The following is a 14,210-nucleotide window of genomic DNA, read 5'->3' on the forward strand; positions in this document are numbered from 1 at the left end:
TTCACTGTCCGTCGGCCTCGAATTCGAAGTGGAACTCAAGCTGTTCGGGCCGGGACAGCAGGTTGGCGTCGGCGCGCAGGGTCAGCACGAAGGTGTCTTCCAGCAGGTTGGTGCTGATCGGGCCGGCATAGACCAGGGCGCGTTCACCATCCTTGAGCTGGCCGGGCAGCAGCGGACCACGCGCGGTCCAGCTCGCTTCCACCGGCGTTGCCTGGCGGCCAAGGACGTGGAATATCCGGCCGCTGCGGCCGCGTAGTTCAGAGGTGTCGATGCGCACCAGCACCGTCACCTGGCCCACCAGCATGTCGCTGCGCCCGGGTGCCGGGTCTTCCCACTGCATGCGCACCAGGCCGGTCAGGACCTGGCTGGCGGAATCGTCCAGGCGCACGGCCTGGGCCCGGGCGGCGCCGGCGCTGAGCAGGAGCAGGGCGATGAGGATGACGGCGCGGGTCATGGCGCGGTCAGGGTGTAGGTGACGCGGGCGGTGTAGGTGCCGCCGGCGACCAGCTGGGAATTGGCGTAACGGAAGCTCAGGCAGCTCTCGCGCCAGGTGTTGCGGTAGAAGTCGCTGGCGAGCGGCTGCGAGCCACCGCCGGCCTGGAAACTGCCGGACGGTACCGGCTGGGTAGCCGTGCCATCGCCGTTGCCCGAGCTGGTCCAGCTGATCTGGGAAATGGGAATGGTGTCGCCACCGGCATTGACCAGGAAGGCTGGCGCGGTGACGGTGAGCGTGGCGTTGGCGTTGCCATTGTTGTTGCGGCGGTAGAAGCCGCCGACGTACAGCTGCCCTGCGTTGCAGAACAGATAACCGTCCCAGTCGCTGGTGAGGCGGCCGTTGGCGCTCATGACCTGGGGCGTGCCATTTCCCAGGGCCGCCTGCGGCACCGTGACGGAAACGCGGCTGACGGCGCCGCCCGATTGCGGGGTGCCGCCGCCGCTGTAGGAGCCACCGGACATCACGCCGTCACCCACGCGCAGGTAGACCGCGTTGGTGCCCTGGTTGATGTTGACCACGTACGCGCCCGCTTCACCGGCCGACAGCAGGCAGGCGGTGGAAAGCAGCAGGGCGGGCAATACGCGCATGGTCGGGGCTCGCTTGCGGGGGAAAGCACACCGCGGGGCCGGAAGGGCTGGCCCCGCGGTGGAGTGTCCTCGTCCGGTCAGGGGTTGGAGGCGGTGAAGGTGACGCGGCCGGTATAGGTGCCGGCGGCGACCACGTTGCTGTTGTCGTAGCCGAAGGTCCAGTCGGCGGTGCGGTTCACCACGCGGGTGCCGACGTTGGCGGTGACCGACTCGGCGGCACCGGTGCCGGCGTCGACGATGGCCGGCACGTCCAGCGCGGCGTCCGAGCTGGAGGTCAGGATTTCGGACCAGGAGATGCTGTCCGTGCCGTCGGTCAGGGCGGCGGCGGTGGTGGCGTCGAGGCTGATGGTGCCGACGTTGCCGAGCAGGCTGACGGCCAGGGTGCCGTTGCTGGTCGCGGCGACGTCGGAGCCGTCGCCGACGTTGGCGGCGGCCACGTCGAAGACCACTTCGTCGATGGTGGCGCCGGCCGAGCCGACCTGGAAGCGGATGAAGCGCGGGATGTTGATCTCGAAGTCAACGCGGGCGTCGGCGGAAATGGCGCCGTTGCCGGTGGCGAAGTCGGACTCGGCCAGGGCCGGGGTCATCGCGATCAGGCCGAGGGACGCCACGCCAACAAGGGCGAGGCCTCGGATGCTACGGACGGTGTTCTTCATGTGCAGGTTTTCCTTGGTGGAGTTTGCTGGGTGAAACGACAGGATTGTTGGGTAGACATTCCGGGTCGGATCACCGACCGGGGGCACGCAAACTGCGGGCGGGAGAAAAGAAGCAGGAAACGTGCCAATGGGCTGCATCCGGGGTGGTGGAGGGCCTCCTGGCCACGAAATGTGCGCTGATTCACATTATGTGACGGGCCGGCCCGACGCAAATCAGGGCCGATACCGGCCGTCCGGCCGACGAACGGCAGCTGGTTGGGGGCAGGCGGGGTGAAAATGTGACGCAAAGCGTCACCTTTCCGGGGTGCCCGTCACAGTTTGCGGCCAAAACCCCGGCCGTCGGGGACTCAGACTTCCAGCGAGGCCAGGTCGCCCTTGGCTTCCAGCCAGGCCTTGCGGTCGCCGGCGCGCTTCTTGGCCAGCAGCAGGTCCATCAGCGACCGGGTCTGCTCGGCGTCGTCCACCGTCAGCTGCACCAGGCGGCGGGTATCAGGGTGGATGGTGGACTCGCGCAGCTGCGAGGGATTCATCTCGCCCAGGCCCTTGAAGCGGGTGACGTTGACCTGGCCGCGGATCTTCTCGCGTTCGATCCGGTCCAGCAGCAGCCGCTTCTCCTCTTCGTCCAGGGCGTAGAAGACCTGCTTGCCGACGTCCACGCGAAACAGCGGCGGCATGGCCACGAAGATGTTGCCGGCCCGCACCAGCGCCGGGAAATGGCGCAGGAACAGGGCCGAGAGCAGGGTGGCGATGTGCAGGCCGTCCGAATCGGCGTCGGCCAGGATGATGACCTTGCCGTAGCGCAGGCCGTCGATGTTCTCTACGCCCGGGTCGCAGCCGATGGCCACGGCCAGGTCGTGGACCTCGTTGGAGGCCAGCACGCCGCCGGATTCGACCTCCCAGGTGTTCAGGATCTTGCCGCGCAGCGGCAGGATGGCCTGGAAGTCCTTGTCGCGGGCCTGCTTGGCGCTGCCGCCGGCCGAATCACCTTCGACAAGGAACAGTTCGGTGCGGCCCAGGTCCTGGCTGATGCAGTCGGCCAGCTTGCCGGGCAGGGCCGGGCCCTGGGTGATCTTCTTGCGCACCACCTGCTTTTCCGACTTGAGCCGGGCGGCGGCGCGGTCGATCGCCAGCTGGGCGATCTGGGTGCCCAGCTCCACGTGCTGGTTGAGCCACAGGGAGAAGGCATCGTGGGCCGCGCCCTCGACGAAGGCCGCGGCCTGGCGGGAGCTCAGTCGCTCCTTGGTCTGGCCGCTGAACTGCGGGTCGGTCATCTTCAGGCTCAGCACGTAGCTGACCCGGTCCCAGACGTCTTCCGGCGCCAGCTTGACGCCACGGGGCAGCAGGTTGCGGAAGTCGCAGAACTCGCGCAGCGCATCGGTGAAGCCGCTGCGCAGGCCGTTGACGTGGGTGCCGTGCTGGGCGGTCGGGATGAGGTTGACGTAGCTTTCCTGCACCAGTTCGCCGTCGGGGACCCAGGCCACGGCCCAGTCGGCCACCTCGGTGTCCTTGGACAGGTGGCCGACGAACAGCTCGGCCGGCAGCAGCTCGCGGCCGCTGAGCTCGCCGCGCAGGTAGTCGCTCAGGCCGTCCTCGTAGTACCACTCGTCCCTGGCGTCGCTGGCGACATCGTGCAGCTTCACCGTCAGGCCCGGGCAGAGCACGGCCTTGGCGCGCAGCAGGTGGCGCAGGGCGCGCAGGGAAATCTTCGGGGAGTCGAAGTATTTCGGGTCCGGCCAGAAGCGCAGGCGGGTGCCGGTGTTGCGCTTGCCGACCGTGCCGACCACGTCCAGGGCCGAGCTGCGGTCGCCGTCGCGGAACTCCATGCGGTGTTCCTGGCCCTCGCGCTTGATGAAGACCTCGACCTTCTTTGAAAGCGCATTGACCACGCTGACGCCGACGCCGTGCAGGCCGCCGGAGAAGGTGTAGTTCTTGCCGCTGAACTTGCCGCCGGCGTGCAGGCGCGTGAGGATCAGCTCGACGCCCGGGATGCCTTCTTCGGGATGCACGTCCACCGGCATGCCGCGGCCGTCGTCGGAGACCTCGACGCTGCCGTCGGCGTGCAGCACCACCTCGATCAGCTTGGCGTGCCCGCCCAGGGCTTCGTCCACCGAGTTGTCGATGACCTCCTGGGCCAGGTGGTTGGGCCGGGTGGTGTCGGTGTACATGCCGGGCCGGCGCTTGACCGGGTCCAGGCCCGACAGGACTTCGATGTCGGCGGCGTTGTAGCGGGTGTTCATGCGGGGGAAGGCCTTCCTGGCGGGGTCTTGCGGTGGCGGGCAGGATGCGCGGCGCCCGGGGGCCGGTCAAGCCGGGCCGCCCGGACCACGATTGCAAGCCATTGATGCGAAAAAGTTTCTCGCCCCGGGCGGCGTGAGCCGGTAGAATACGGTTTTCCAGCGCCCCCAATACCCATGACCCGTCTTATCTTCGTAACCGGTGGCGTGGTGTCCTCGCTTGGCAAGGGCATCGCCGCGGCATCGCTGGCAGCCATCCTGGAATCCCGCGGCCTGCGGGTCACCATGATGAAGCTCGACCCCTACATCAACGTCGACCCGGGCACCATGAGCCCGTTCCAGCACGGCGAGGTCTACGTCACCGACGACGGCGCCGAAACCGACCTCGACCTGGGCCACTACGAACGCTTCCTGCGCGTTCGCCTGAGCCGGAAGAACTCGGTCACCACCGGCCGCATCTACGAAAACGTCATCCGCAAGGAGCGCCGGGGCGACTACCTGGGCGGCACCGTGCAAGTGATCCCGCACATCACCGACGAGATCAAGCGCTGCATCTTCGAGGCCACCGACGGATTCGACGTCGGCCTGGTCGAGATCGGCGGCACCGTCGGCGACATCGAGTCGCTGCCTTTCCTGGAAGCCATCCGCCAGATCCGCACCGAGCGCGGCCCGGAGCAGGCGGTCTTCATGCACCTGACCCTGGTGCCCTGGATCGCCGCCGCCGGCGAACTCAAGACCAAGCCGACGCAGCACTCGGTCAAGGAACTGCGTTCGATCGGTATCCAGCCCGACATCCTGGTCTGCCGCAGCGAAAAGCCGCTGCCCGACTCCGAGCGCCGCAAGATCGCCCTGTTCACCAACGTGCCCGAAAAGGCCGTGATCAGCTGCGTGGACGTGGGCAACATCTACCAGTTGCCGCTGTGGCTGCACCAGCAGCAGCTCGACCAGATCGTCGTCGAACGCCTGCGGCTCGAGGAAAAGGCCGCGCCCGCCGACCTGTCGGAATGGGAAGCGGTGGTGGACGCCGTGGAAAACCCGGTCGACGAGGTCACGGTCGCCGTGGTCGGCAAGTACGTGGACCACCAGGACGCCTACAAGTCACTGGCCGAGGCGCTCAAGCACGGCGGCCTGCGCCAGCGCACGCGGGTGAAGCTGCACTGGCTTGAATCCGAGCAGGTGGAAAAGGACGGCGAGAAGGCGCTCGACGGCGTCGACGCCATCCTGGTGCCCGGGGGCTTCGGCGACCGCGGCTTCGAGGGCAAGGTGCTCACCGCCAGGTACGCGCGTGAGCGCGGCGTGCCGTACTTCGGCATCTGCTACGGCATGCAGGCGGCGGTGGTGGACTATGCCCGCCACGTCGCCGGCCTCGACGGCGCCAACAGCACGGAAAACGACCGCCACTGCCCGCACCCAGTGATCGGCCTGATCACCGAGTGGCGCACCGCCACCGGCGAGATCGAGCGCCGCGACGAGGCGTCCGACCTGGGTGGCACCATGCGGCTTGGCCTGCAGGAACAGCGGGTCAAGCCCGGCACCCGGTCGCACGCGCTGTATGGCAAGGACGTCGTTGGCGAGCGCCACCGGCACCGCTACGAGTTCAACAATCGTTACCGCAGCCAGCTCGAGGACGCCGGCCTGGTCATCAGCGCCAAGTCCATGGACGACCTGCTGGTCGAAATGGTGGAGCTGCCCGGCCACCCCTGGTTCATCGCCTGCCAGGCCCACCCTGAATTCCTTTCCACGCCGCGTGACGGCCACCCGCTGTTCATCGGCTTCATCCGTGCCGCCCGCGAGCACAAGGCCGGCGGCCGGCTCCTCAAGGAGGCCAAGGCCTGATGGAACTTTGTGGCTTCAAGGTCGGGCTGGACCAGCCCTTCTTCCTGATCGCCGGCCCCTGCGTGATCGAGTCGCTGGAACTGCAGATGGAAACCGCCGGCCGGCTCAAGGAAATCACCGGCAAGCTCGGCATTCCCTTCATCTTCAAGTCCAGCTTCGACAAGGCCAACCGCACCTCCGGCACCAGCTTCCGCGGCCCGGGCCTGGAAGCCGGCCTGAAGGTGCTGGCCGAGGTCAAGCGCCAGCTCGGCGTGCCGGTGCTGACCGACGTGCATGAATACACGCCGATGGACGAAGTGGCCTCGGTGGTGGACGTGCTGCAGACGCCGGCCTTCCTGTGCCGGCAGACCGACTTCATCCAGAAGGTCGCCCGCGCCGGCAAGCCGGTGAACATCAAGAAGGGGCAGTTCCTGTCGCCCTGGGAAATGAAGCACGTCACCGACAAGGCGCGTGCGACCGGCAACCTGCAGATCATGGCCTGCGAGCGCGGCGTCAGCTTCGGCTACAACAACCTGGTCTCGGACATGCGCTCGCTGAGCGTCATGCGCGACACCGGCTGCCCGGTGGTGTTCGACGCCACCCACAGCGTGCAGCTGCCCGGCGGCGCCGGCGGCAAGTCCGGCGGCCAGCGCGAGTTCGTGCCGGTACTGTCGCGCGCGGCGGTCGCGGTGGGTGTCAGCGGTTTGTTCATGGAAACCCATCCCGACCCGGAAAAGGCGCTGTCCGACGGCCCCAACGCCTGGCCGCTGCCGAAGATGGCGGCGTTGCTGGAAACCCTGGTCGAACTCGACCGCATCACCAAGAAAAACGGATTCCTGGAGCAGGACGCATGAATACGGTTGCCGTCGCACCCCTGAAACACTCCGGCCTCGGCATCGCCGCGACCATCATCGCCATCATTGCCGGCCTGGGCCTGCTGGGTGTCTTCGGCTACGCCGGGTACGTCGGCATGGAGCAGGGTGGCCAGCCGTCGGAAACCGACCCGCGCATGGTGATGGTCGGCATGGGCATGCTGGCGGCGATGGCGCTGCTGGTGCTTGGCGCGATCCTGGGCGCCGTCGGCCTGTTCGCGGGCGCCCGCAAGCGCCTGTTCGCCTGGCTCGGCCTGGTCCTGAACCTGCTGCCGTTGCTGCTGGGCATCGTGATTGTCGTCGTCGGCCTGGCGATGGCTCCCTGAGTTCCACCCTTTCCTAGTTTGCGAGACACCATGACCACCATCAGCAAAGTCCACGCCCGCGAGATCCTCGACAGCCGCGGCAATCCCACCCTGGAAGCCGAGGTCACCCTGGCCAGCGGCCACGTCGGCCGCGCCGCCGTGCCCTCGGGCGCGTCCACCGGCACCAAGGAAGCCGTGGAGCTGCGTGACGGCGACAAGAGCCGCTATCTGGGCAAGGGCGTGCGCAAGGCCGTGGCCAACGTCAACACCACGATCGCCCAGGCGCTGAAGGACTTCGACGGTGCCGACCAGGCGGGCCTGGACAGCAAGCTGATCAACCTCGACGGCACCGAGAACAAGGGCCGGCTGGGCGCCAACGCCCTGCTCGGCGTGTCCATGGCCAATGCCCATGCCGTCGCGGCGGCCCGGGGCCTGCCGCTGTGGCGCCACCTGGGCGGCGAAAACGCGAACGTGCTGCCGGTGCCGATGATGAACATCATCAACGGCGGCGCGCACGCCGACAACAACGTCGACATGCAGGAATTCATGGTCCTGCCGGTGGGCTTCGACAGCTTCGCCGAATCGCTGCGCGCCGGCACCGAGGTGTTCCACGCGCTCAAGGCCGTGCTCAAGGCCAAGGGCCTGGGCACCGCGGTGGGCGACGAAGGCGGCTTCGCACCGGACCTGCGTTCGAACGAAGAAGCGATCGAAGTCATCCTCGAGGCCATTGGCAAGGCCGGCCACCGCGCCGGCGAAGACATCCTGCTGGGCCTGGACGTGGCCAGTTCGGAATTCTTCGACAACGGCAAGTACAACCTGGTGGGCGAGGGCAAGCGCCTGTCGCCAGAGCAGTTCGTCGACTTCCTGGCCGGCTGGAGCGCCCAGTACCCGATCATCACCATCGAAGACGGCATGGCCGAAGACGACTGGGAAGGCTGGAAGGCGCTCACCCAGCGCCTGGCCGGCAAGGTCCAACTGGTCGGCGACGACCTGTTCGTCACCAATCCGAAGATCTTCCGCGAAGGCATCGACCAGGGCGTGGCCAACGCCATCCTGATCAAGGTCAACCAGATCGGCACCCTGACCGAAACCCTGGAAGCGATCGCGATGGCCGATGCCGTCAACTACGCGGCGGTCGTGTCGCATCGTTCGGGCGAAACCGAAGACACGACCATCGCCGACATCGCGGTCGCCACCACGGCCACCCAGATCAAGACCGGCTCGCTGTGCCGCAGCGACCGCGTGGCCAAGTACAACCAGCTGCTGCGCATCGAGGAGGCGCTGGGCGACCAGGCCCGCTACGCCGGCCGCGACGCCTTCACCAGCCTCAAGCGCTGAGCCCGGGCCCTTGCGCCGCTGGTGGCCCCTCGCGCTGTTGCTGCTGGCCCTGCTGGCCCTGCAGGCCAAGTTCTGGTGGGGTGACGGCGGCCTGCGCGAGGCGCGGGCGCTGGAAGCCCGGGTGGAGGACCAGCGGCGCGAGAACGCCCGCCTGCAGCAGCGCAACGATGCCCTGTCGGCCGAGGTCGAAGACCTCAAGTCGGGCGAAGCCGCCGTCGAGGACCGCGCCCGCAGCGAGCTGGGCATGGTCAAGCCCGGCGAAGTGTTCTACCGCGTGGTGGAACCGGACGCCGGGCCAGCCGCCTCCGGCGACGCGGCCGAGCGTGATCCGTGACCTGGGCCATCGTGCCCGCGGCCGGCCGCGGAAGCCGCTTCGGCGGCGCCGTGCCCAAGCAGTACCTGGTGCTGGCCGGCCGGCCGGTGATCGAACACAGCCTGCGTGCGGTGCTCGACCATCCGGGCGTGGACGGCGTGATGGTCGCCCTGGCACAAGACGACGCCGCCTGGCCGGGCTGGCGCGAGGTCGGTGGAAAGCCGGTGCTTACCTGCGTTGGCGGCGGCGAACGCGCCGATTCGGTGCTGGCCGCGCTGCACGCCCTGCCGGCCAGCATCGACGACGACCAATGGGTGCTGGTGCACGACGCCGCGCGCCCCTGCCTGCATCGCGACGACCTGGCCCGGCTGATCGGGGAAGGCTGCCGCGACGCCGTCGGTGCGCTGCTGGCGGCGCCGGTGCGCGACACGCTTAAGCGCGCCGACGCCGACGCGAAGTGCCTGGGCACCGAACCCCGCGAAGCGCTCTGGCGGGCGCTGACCCCGCAGTTGTTCCGCCGTGGCGGCCTCACCCGGGCGCTTTCGTCGGCCCACCGCAACGGCGTGCGCGTCACCGACGAAGCCATGGCGATGGAGCGCCTGGGGCTGAAGCCGCGCCTGGTCGAAGGTCGCGACGACAACCTCAAGATCACCACGCCGGCCGACCTGGCCCTGGCAGAATTCGTCCTGTCGAACCGAAAGGATCCGTCCGCGTGAAAGCGAGGCAAGAAACCCGATGACCGATGTCCGGATTGGCCAGGGCTACGACGTCCACGCGTTCGGTGACGGCGACCACGTTGTGCTCGGTGGCGTGCGTATCGCCCACGACCGCGGGGTGCTGGCGCATTCGGACGGCGACGTGGTGATCCACGCGCTGTGCGATGCCCTGCTGGGGGCGCTGGCGCTGGGCGACATCGGCGTGCATTTCCCGCCTTCCGACGATCGCTGGAAAGACTGCGACAGTCGCGAGTTCCTGCGCCATTGCGCCGGCCTGCTGAACGAACGCGGCTGGCGACTGGGCAATGCCGACGTCACCGTGGTTTGCGAGCGGCCGAAGGTCGCCGCGCACGCGCCGGCGATGCGGGCGAACCTCGCCGCCGACCTCGGCGTGTCCGTGGACGCGATCAGCGTCAAGGCCACCACGTCCGAGAAGCTCGGGTTCACCGGCCGGGGCGAAGGCCTGGCGGCGACGGCGGTGGCGCTGCTGGTGCGGGCGTGACCGTCCCGCCCGGCGGCCACGGCCCGCCCGTGCTGGCAGCGGACTTCCGCAGCCAGCCCGAGGATTTCCTGGTCGAGGAACTGGCTGGCTTCGAACCGGCGGGGCAGGGCGAACACCTGCTGCTGACCATCCAGAAGCGCGGCATGAACACGGTGCACGCCGCGCGTCGCATCGCGCAGTGGGCCGGCATCCCGGAAATGGGCGTCGGTTATGCCGGCATGAAGGATCGCCATGCGATCACGCGGCAGCGCTTTTCGGTGCACCTGCCCAAGCGCATCGCGCCGGACCTGGCCTTGCTGCAGGACGAATCGCTGCAGGTGCTCGAGCACGCCTGGCACAACCGCAAGTTGCCGCGCGGCGCCCTGCGCGGAAACCGTTTCGAGCTGGTCCTGCGCCAGGTGCGCGGCGATCGCGCGGCCATCGACCAGCGACTCGCGAGCATCGCCGCGGGCGGGATCCCCAATTATTTCGGCGGGCAGCGTTTTGGTCGCGACGGTGACAACGTCGAATCGGCACGCCGGATGTTCGCCGGCCAGCGCGTTCGCCGGGAGCAGCGCTCGATCTACCTGTCGGCCGCACGTTCGGAAATGTTCAATGCGGTGCTGGCCGCCCGCGTCGCTGCCGGCGACTGGGCGCAGGGCCGCGAAGGCGAGGTCTGGATGCTGGAGGGCAGCCAGTCGGTGTTCGGACCGGAGCCCGCGAGCGCGACACTGGCCGAACGCGCCGCGCGCCTGGACATCCATGCCACCGGGCCGCTGTGGGGTCGCGGCGAACTGCGCAGCACGGGCAGCGCCCGTTCGCTCGAGCTGGCGACGCTGGAACCCTTCGAAGACCTGCGCCAGGGGCTGGAGGCCGCCGGCCTGAAACAGGAACGCCGGGCCCTGCGCGTCCGGGTGGCCACGCTGGCGTGGCAATGGCCGGCCGCGGACCAGCTTGCGCTGCGCTTCGAACTGCCGCCAGGCGCCTACGCGACCGGCCTGCTGGCCGAACTGGGCGAGGTCCGGGACGCGCACGCCGGGGCCTGAACCCCGCCCGGGCCGGCGGCACTTGCACCGGCATCCTCGAGGAGTAATCTGGGTTCGCGGTTTTCCAGATCCCAGGAGGTCGCCATGAACACCGCCCGCAAGTGTGTTGTCCTTGTGTCCGCGACGCTGCTGCTGGCCGCCTGTGCCAGCTCCGGCAGCGCCGGCCTGGCCGGCAAGTCCACCATCAGCAACGACGAGACCTACATGGAAGCGGTGGAAGCCGCTGCCAAGCCGGCCGGCGTTCGCGTGGTGTGGGTCAACCCGCCCAAGCAGCGCAAGGACGATTGATCAGCCGGTGCCCGGTCCCTGCTCGCCGGGTCGTTTCCGGGCCAGCAGCACCAGCACCGCGCCGGTTCCCCCCATCGCCTCCGGTGCAGAGGCGTAGGCGAGTACGTCCGCGCGTTGGCGCAGCATCCGGTCCACCAGGGCCTTGAGCACCGAACCCCCCTCTGCGGCGCGCAGGCCCTTGCCGTGGATGATGCGCACGCAGGCGTGGCCGCCGGCCCGGGACTCGGCCAGGAAAACGCGCAGCCAGCGTTCGGCCTCCGGCGCACGCATCTGGTGCAGGTCGAGCTCGCCGCCGATGCTGTATTGGCCGCGCTTGAGGGCCTTGAGCACTTTTTCCGGCACTTCGTCGCGGCGATAGGCCAGGGCCTCGGCGGCGTCGATGGTGGCTTCGAACCAGCCTGCCTGGCGTGACTGCGCCAGCGCCAGCGCTTCATCGAGTTCGCGCATGCGTGGCTTGGGTGCCGGCCGCGGCCTCGCCGGCGCCGCCGGCGGCGGCTCCAGCCGGCGCACGTCGCCGATCGCCTCCCGGAACAGGGCGGCGTCGTCGTCGGTGACTGGCGCGGGTGGCTTTGGTTTGGCCATGCGCGAAGGTTAACCCGTCATGGGTGATGCCGCGGGTGATGCTTCCGTTATCATGGGGCTCTTCCTGCAGGGTCCCCGATGCGCGTACTGGTGAGCAATGACGATGGCGTGGAAGCCCCGGGCATCCGCGTCCTGGCCGAAGGCCTGCGCAAGGCCGGCCACGAGGTGACGGTGGTGGCGCCCGACCGTGACCGGTCCGGGGCGAGCAACTCGCTGACGCTGGACCGGCCCATCCGGGTCCGTCAGATCGCCGACCGCACCTGGCGCGTCACCGGCACCCCCACCGACTGCGTGCACCTGGCCCTGACCGGCCTGCTCGAGGCCGATCCCGACATCGTGGTCTCGGGCATCAACACCGCCGCGAACCTCGGTGACGACGTCATCTATTCGGGTACCGTGGCCGCGGCGATGGAAGGGCGCTTCCTGGGCCTGCCGGCCATCGCCATGTCGCTGGTGACCGACGAGGCGTCGTCCCGGCACTACGAAACGGCGGCGCGGGCGGCGCTGGAAATCACCGCCCGCCTGCTGGTCGATCCCTTGCCGGCCGACACCATCCTCAACGTAAACGTGCCCGACCTGCCCTGGGACGAACTCAAGGGCTACGAGGTCACCCGCCTGGGCCACCGCCACCGCGCCGAACCCTGCGTCGAGCAGGTCGACCCGCGCGGGCGCCCGATGTGGTGGATCGGCCCTGCCGGCCCCGAACAGGACGCCGGCCCGGGCACCGATTTCCACGCGATCCGCACGGGCTGCATTTCAATCACGCCCATCCACGTCGACCTGACCCGCTACCAGGCCCTGGAAAAGGTCGCCAGCTGGGTCGGCGCGCTCGGTGCAGGGATGAACCAGAAGGCATGATGCCCCGCTACCAAATCCGGCCGGAAGCCAAGGGACTGGGCATGACCTCCCAGCGTGCCCGCGACCGCATGGTCGAACGCCTGCGCAACGAAGGCGGCATCGCCGACGAGGCGGTGCTGACGGCGATGCGCACGGTGCCGCGCCACCTGTTCCTGGACGAGGCCCTGGCCAGCCGCGCCTACGAGGACACGGCCCTGCCGATCGGCAACGGCCAGACCATCAGCCAGCCGTGGGTGGTGGCGCGCATGACCGAGGCGCTGGTCGAACACGGCCTGCCGGACCGGGTGCTGGAAGTCGGTACCGGCTCGGGCTACCAGGCCTCGGTGCTGGCCACGCTGGGCCTGGAAACCTACAGCGTCGAGCGCATCGAGGAACTGCTGCGGGTCGCCCGCCGGCGGTTCCGGCACCAGGGCCTGAACGTGCGCACCCGCCATGACGATGGCCGCGCCGGCTGGCCGGAGTACGCCCCCTTCGGCGGCATCCTGGTCACCGCGGGCGCCGCGGCGATGGAGCCGGCGCTGCTCGAACAGCTGGCCGAAGGCGGCACGCTGGTGGCGCCCGTCGGTGGGCCCAACGGCCAGCGGCTGCTGCGCATCCGGCGCCTGGACGGCCAGCTGGTGCAGGAAGACCTGGGCGGCGTGGTGTTCGTGCCCCTGCTGCCCGGGACGCTCTGAATGAAACTGTTCGGTCCGCTCTACGACCGGTGCCGCGTGCTCGCCGCCCATCGCCACGCGCCCTGGTACCTGGGCTTCGTATCCACCATCGAATCGATCTTCTTCCCGGTGCCGACCGACGTCATGCTGGCACCGATGGCGCTGGCCAATCCGAAGGCCTGGTGGCGCCTTGGCTTGCTGGCGACGCTCACCTCGGTGCTCGGGGGCGTCATCGGCTATGGGCTGGGCTATTTCGCCATCGAGGCGGTGATGCCCTGGATCGTGCGTGTCGGCTACGACGACACCTATGCCCGCGTGCAGGAACTCTTCAGCCAGTACGGCGTCTGGATCATGTTCGTCGCGGCGTTCACGCCGATCCCGTTCAAGGTGTTCACGGTGGCCGGCGGCGCCGCCGCGATGCCGCTGCTGCCGTTCGTGCTGGCCTCGCTGGTCGGCCGCGGCATACGTTTTTTCCTCGTCGCCTGGGTCGTTGCCTGGGGTGGCCCGAAGGTCGAGCCGGTCTTCCGGCGCTACATCGAAATCGTCGGTTGGGTCATCGCGGTGCTGATACTGGGCGCCATTGTCTGGTTGAATATGCGCGGATGAAGCCTTCCATCGCCCGTACCCTCGCCTGGATCCTGGTCGTCGCCCTGCTCGCCGGCTGCGGCCACTCGCGCGTGGTCAAGCGCGAAGGGTCGCGCCCGGCTCCCGAGCGCGCCACCCAGTCGATGCCGCGCAGCGGCGACTACGAGGTCAAGCGCGGCGATACGCTCTACGGCATCGCGTTCCGGCACGGGCTGGACTACCGTGAGGTGGCGGCACTCAATCGCATCGGCCCGCCCTACACCATCTATCCGGGGCAGCGCCTGCGGCTGCAGGCCCAGGGCAGCGCCCGGCCGGCGCAAGGCGTCACCGGCATGCCGGCGCCGCGAACCCCGGCACCGGCACCGGCCGCCGGCACGGCGCCGGG

Annotated in this window: 18 protein-coding genes; 13 read left to right on the forward strand and 5 right to left on the reverse strand. The window is 69.0% G+C overall.

The window, feature by feature from the left end:
• Nucleotide 1 precedes the first annotated feature (1 nt).
• The 4 genes from N788_RS07845 to parE all read right to left on the reverse strand — a co-directional run bounded on the left by N788_RS07845 (nucleotide 2) and on the right by parE (nucleotide 3,976).
• Complete coding sequence (locus N788_RS07845; RefSeq protein ID WP_034223227.1) at nucleotides 2-454, reverse strand: hypothetical protein; 453 nt, start codon at nucleotides 452-454, stop codon at nucleotides 2-4.
• A complete protein-coding gene (locus N788_RS07850; protein WP_152560425.1) occupies nucleotides 451-1,083 on the reverse strand; it encodes a hypothetical protein in 633 nt (210 codons plus the stop codon). Before N788_RS07850 ends, N788_RS07845 begins: the two co-directional genes overlap by 4 nt.
• Before the next feature lie 77 nt (nucleotides 1,084-1,160).
• Complete coding sequence (locus tag N788_RS13925) at nucleotides 1,161-1,739, reverse strand: hypothetical protein (protein ID WP_152560426.1); 579 nt, start codon at nucleotides 1,737-1,739, stop codon at nucleotides 1,161-1,163.
• Nucleotides 1,740-2,086: 347 nt separating this feature from the next.
• Nucleotides 2,087-3,976 carry a DNA topoisomerase IV subunit B gene (gene parE / locus N788_RS07860; RefSeq protein WP_034223232.1) on the reverse strand — a complete coding sequence of 630 codons (1,890 nt, stop codon included), beginning with the start codon at nucleotides 3,974-3,976 and terminating at the stop codon, nucleotides 2,087-2,089.
• Nucleotides 3,977-4,150: 174 nt separating this feature from the next.
• On the opposite strand from parE, the gene pyrG reads away from it, so the two are divergent.
• From pyrG to N788_RS14685, 9 genes are all read left to right on the forward strand, one after another.
• Nucleotides 4,151-5,809 carry a CTP synthase gene (gene pyrG / locus N788_RS07865; RefSeq protein WP_034223234.1) on the forward strand — a complete coding sequence of 553 codons (1,659 nt, stop codon included), beginning with the start codon at nucleotides 4,151-4,153 and terminating at the stop codon, nucleotides 5,807-5,809.
• Nucleotides 5,809-6,642 carry a 3-deoxy-8-phosphooctulonate synthase gene (gene kdsA / locus N788_RS07870; protein WP_034223236.1) on the forward strand — a complete coding sequence of 278 codons (834 nt, stop codon included), beginning with the start codon at nucleotides 5,809-5,811 and terminating at the stop codon, nucleotides 6,640-6,642. The genes pyrG and kdsA overlap by 1 nt, the downstream gene beginning before the upstream one ends.
• A complete protein-coding gene (locus tag N788_RS07875; protein ID WP_034223237.1) occupies nucleotides 6,639-6,986 on the forward strand; it encodes a hypothetical protein in 348 nt (115 codons plus the stop codon). Before kdsA ends, N788_RS07875 begins: the two co-directional genes overlap by 4 nt.
• Nucleotides 6,987-7,016: 30 nt before the next feature.
• Nucleotides 7,017-8,303, forward strand: a complete 1,287-nt coding sequence (eno, locus tag N788_RS07880) for a phosphopyruvate hydratase (protein WP_034223238.1) — start codon at nucleotides 7,017-7,019, stop codon at nucleotides 8,301-8,303.
• A gap of 10 nt (nucleotides 8,304-8,313) precedes the next feature.
• Nucleotides 8,314-8,637 carry a cell division protein FtsB gene (gene ftsB / locus N788_RS07885; protein WP_034223241.1) on the forward strand — a complete coding sequence of 108 codons (324 nt, stop codon included), beginning with the start codon at nucleotides 8,314-8,316 and terminating at the stop codon, nucleotides 8,635-8,637.
• On the forward strand, nucleotides 8,634-9,332 hold the full coding sequence (gene ispD, locus N788_RS07890; protein WP_034223244.1) for a 2-C-methyl-D-erythritol 4-phosphate cytidylyltransferase: 699 nt from the start codon (nucleotides 8,634-8,636) through the stop codon (nucleotides 9,330-9,332). The genes ftsB and ispD overlap by 4 nt, the downstream gene beginning before the upstream one ends.
• 19 nt (nucleotides 9,333-9,351) lie before the next feature.
• A complete protein-coding gene (ispF, locus tag N788_RS07895; RefSeq protein WP_034223245.1) occupies nucleotides 9,352-9,834 on the forward strand; it encodes a 2-C-methyl-D-erythritol 2,4-cyclodiphosphate synthase in 483 nt (160 codons plus the stop codon).
• On the forward strand, nucleotides 9,831-10,859 hold the full coding sequence (truD, locus tag N788_RS07900) for a tRNA pseudouridine(13) synthase TruD (protein ID WP_034223249.1): 1,029 nt from the start codon (nucleotides 9,831-9,833) through the stop codon (nucleotides 10,857-10,859). Before ispF ends, truD begins: the two co-directional genes overlap by 4 nt.
• Nucleotides 10,860-10,943: 84 nt before the next feature.
• Nucleotides 10,944-11,147, forward strand: coding sequence for a hypothetical protein (locus N788_RS14685; RefSeq protein ID WP_152560427.1), 204 nt, complete (start codon nucleotides 10,944-10,946; stop codon nucleotides 11,145-11,147).
• Here the strand turns inward: N788_RS14685 and N788_RS07905 are convergent, their stop codons facing one another.
• Complete coding sequence (locus tag N788_RS07905; protein WP_034223252.1) at nucleotides 11,148-11,729, reverse strand: Smr/MutS family protein; 582 nt, start codon at nucleotides 11,727-11,729, stop codon at nucleotides 11,148-11,150.
• A 78-nt stretch (nucleotides 11,730-11,807) separates the two neighbouring features.
• On the opposite strand from N788_RS07905, the gene surE reads away from it, so the two are divergent.
• From surE to N788_RS07925, 4 genes are all read left to right on the forward strand, one after another.
• On the forward strand, nucleotides 11,808-12,587 hold the full coding sequence (surE, locus tag N788_RS07910; RefSeq protein WP_034223257.1) for a 5'/3'-nucleotidase SurE: 780 nt from the start codon (nucleotides 11,808-11,810) through the stop codon (nucleotides 12,585-12,587).
• Nucleotides 12,584-13,261, forward strand: a complete 678-nt coding sequence (locus N788_RS07915) for a protein-L-isoaspartate(D-aspartate) O-methyltransferase (protein WP_034223262.1) — start codon at nucleotides 12,584-12,586, stop codon at nucleotides 13,259-13,261. Before surE ends, N788_RS07915 begins: the two co-directional genes overlap by 4 nt.
• Nucleotides 13,262-13,846 (forward strand): YqaA family protein, encoded by a 585-nt coding sequence (locus N788_RS07920; protein ID WP_034223265.1) that lies wholly within the window; start codon nucleotides 13,262-13,264, stop codon nucleotides 13,844-13,846.
• Nucleotides 13,843-14,210: M23 family metallopeptidase (locus tag N788_RS07925; protein ID WP_034223267.1), on the forward strand; the 368-nt coding region annotated here is incomplete at its 3' end. The genes N788_RS07920 and N788_RS07925, both read left to right, overlap by 4 nt.

It is taken from the genome of Arenimonas donghaensis DSM 18148 = HO3-R19, assembly GCF_000743535.1.
Taxonomy (GTDB): Bacteria; Pseudomonadota; Gammaproteobacteria; order Xanthomonadales; family Xanthomonadaceae; genus Arenimonas; species Arenimonas donghaensis.

What these genes read in the sequence shown, in the direction of transcription:
- surE (WP_034223257.1), top strand. Translation starts at nt 11,808, where the DNA reads ATGCGCGTACTGGTGAGCAATGACGATGGCGTGGAAGCCCCGGGCATC.
- N788_RS07905 (WP_034223252.1), bottom strand. Translation starts at nt 11,729, where the DNA reads ATGGCCAAACCAAAGCCACCCGCGCCAGTCACCGACGACGACGCCGCC.
- ispF (WP_034223245.1), top strand. Translation starts at nt 9,352, where the DNA reads ATGACCGATGTCCGGATTGGCCAGGGCTACGACGTCCACGCGTTCGGT.
- parE (WP_034223232.1), bottom strand. Translation starts at nt 3,976, where the DNA reads ATGAACACCCGCTACAACGCCGCCGACATCGAAGTCCTGTCGGGCCTG.
- N788_RS14685 (WP_152560427.1), top strand. Translation starts at nt 10,944, where the DNA reads ATGAACACCGCCCGCAAGTGTGTTGTCCTTGTGTCCGCGACGCTGCTG.
- N788_RS07845 (WP_034223227.1), bottom strand. Translation starts at nt 454, where the DNA reads ATGACCCGCGCCGTCATCCTCATCGCCCTGCTCCTGCTCAGCGCCGGC.
- kdsA (WP_034223236.1), top strand. Translation starts at nt 5,809, where the DNA reads ATGGAACTTTGTGGCTTCAAGGTCGGGCTGGACCAGCCCTTCTTCCTG.
- eno (WP_034223238.1), top strand. Translation starts at nt 7,017, where the DNA reads ATGACCACCATCAGCAAAGTCCACGCCCGCGAGATCCTCGACAGCCGC.
- pyrG (WP_034223234.1), top strand. Translation starts at nt 4,151, where the DNA reads ATGACCCGTCTTATCTTCGTAACCGGTGGCGTGGTGTCCTCGCTTGGC.
- N788_RS07920 (WP_034223265.1), top strand. Translation starts at nt 13,262, where the DNA reads ATGAAACTGTTCGGTCCGCTCTACGACCGGTGCCGCGTGCTCGCCGCC.
- N788_RS13925 (WP_152560426.1), bottom strand. Translation starts at nt 1,739, where the DNA reads ATGAAGAACACCGTCCGTAGCATCCGAGGCCTCGCCCTTGTTGGCGTG.
- N788_RS07850 (WP_152560425.1), bottom strand. Translation starts at nt 1,083, where the DNA reads ATGCGCGTATTGCCCGCCCTGCTGCTTTCCACCGCCTGCCTGCTGTCG.
- N788_RS07915 (WP_034223262.1), top strand. Translation starts at nt 12,584, where the DNA reads ATGATGCCCCGCTACCAAATCCGGCCGGAAGCCAAGGGACTGGGCATG.
- N788_RS07875 (WP_034223237.1), top strand. Translation starts at nt 6,639, where the DNA reads ATGAATACGGTTGCCGTCGCACCCCTGAAACACTCCGGCCTCGGCATC.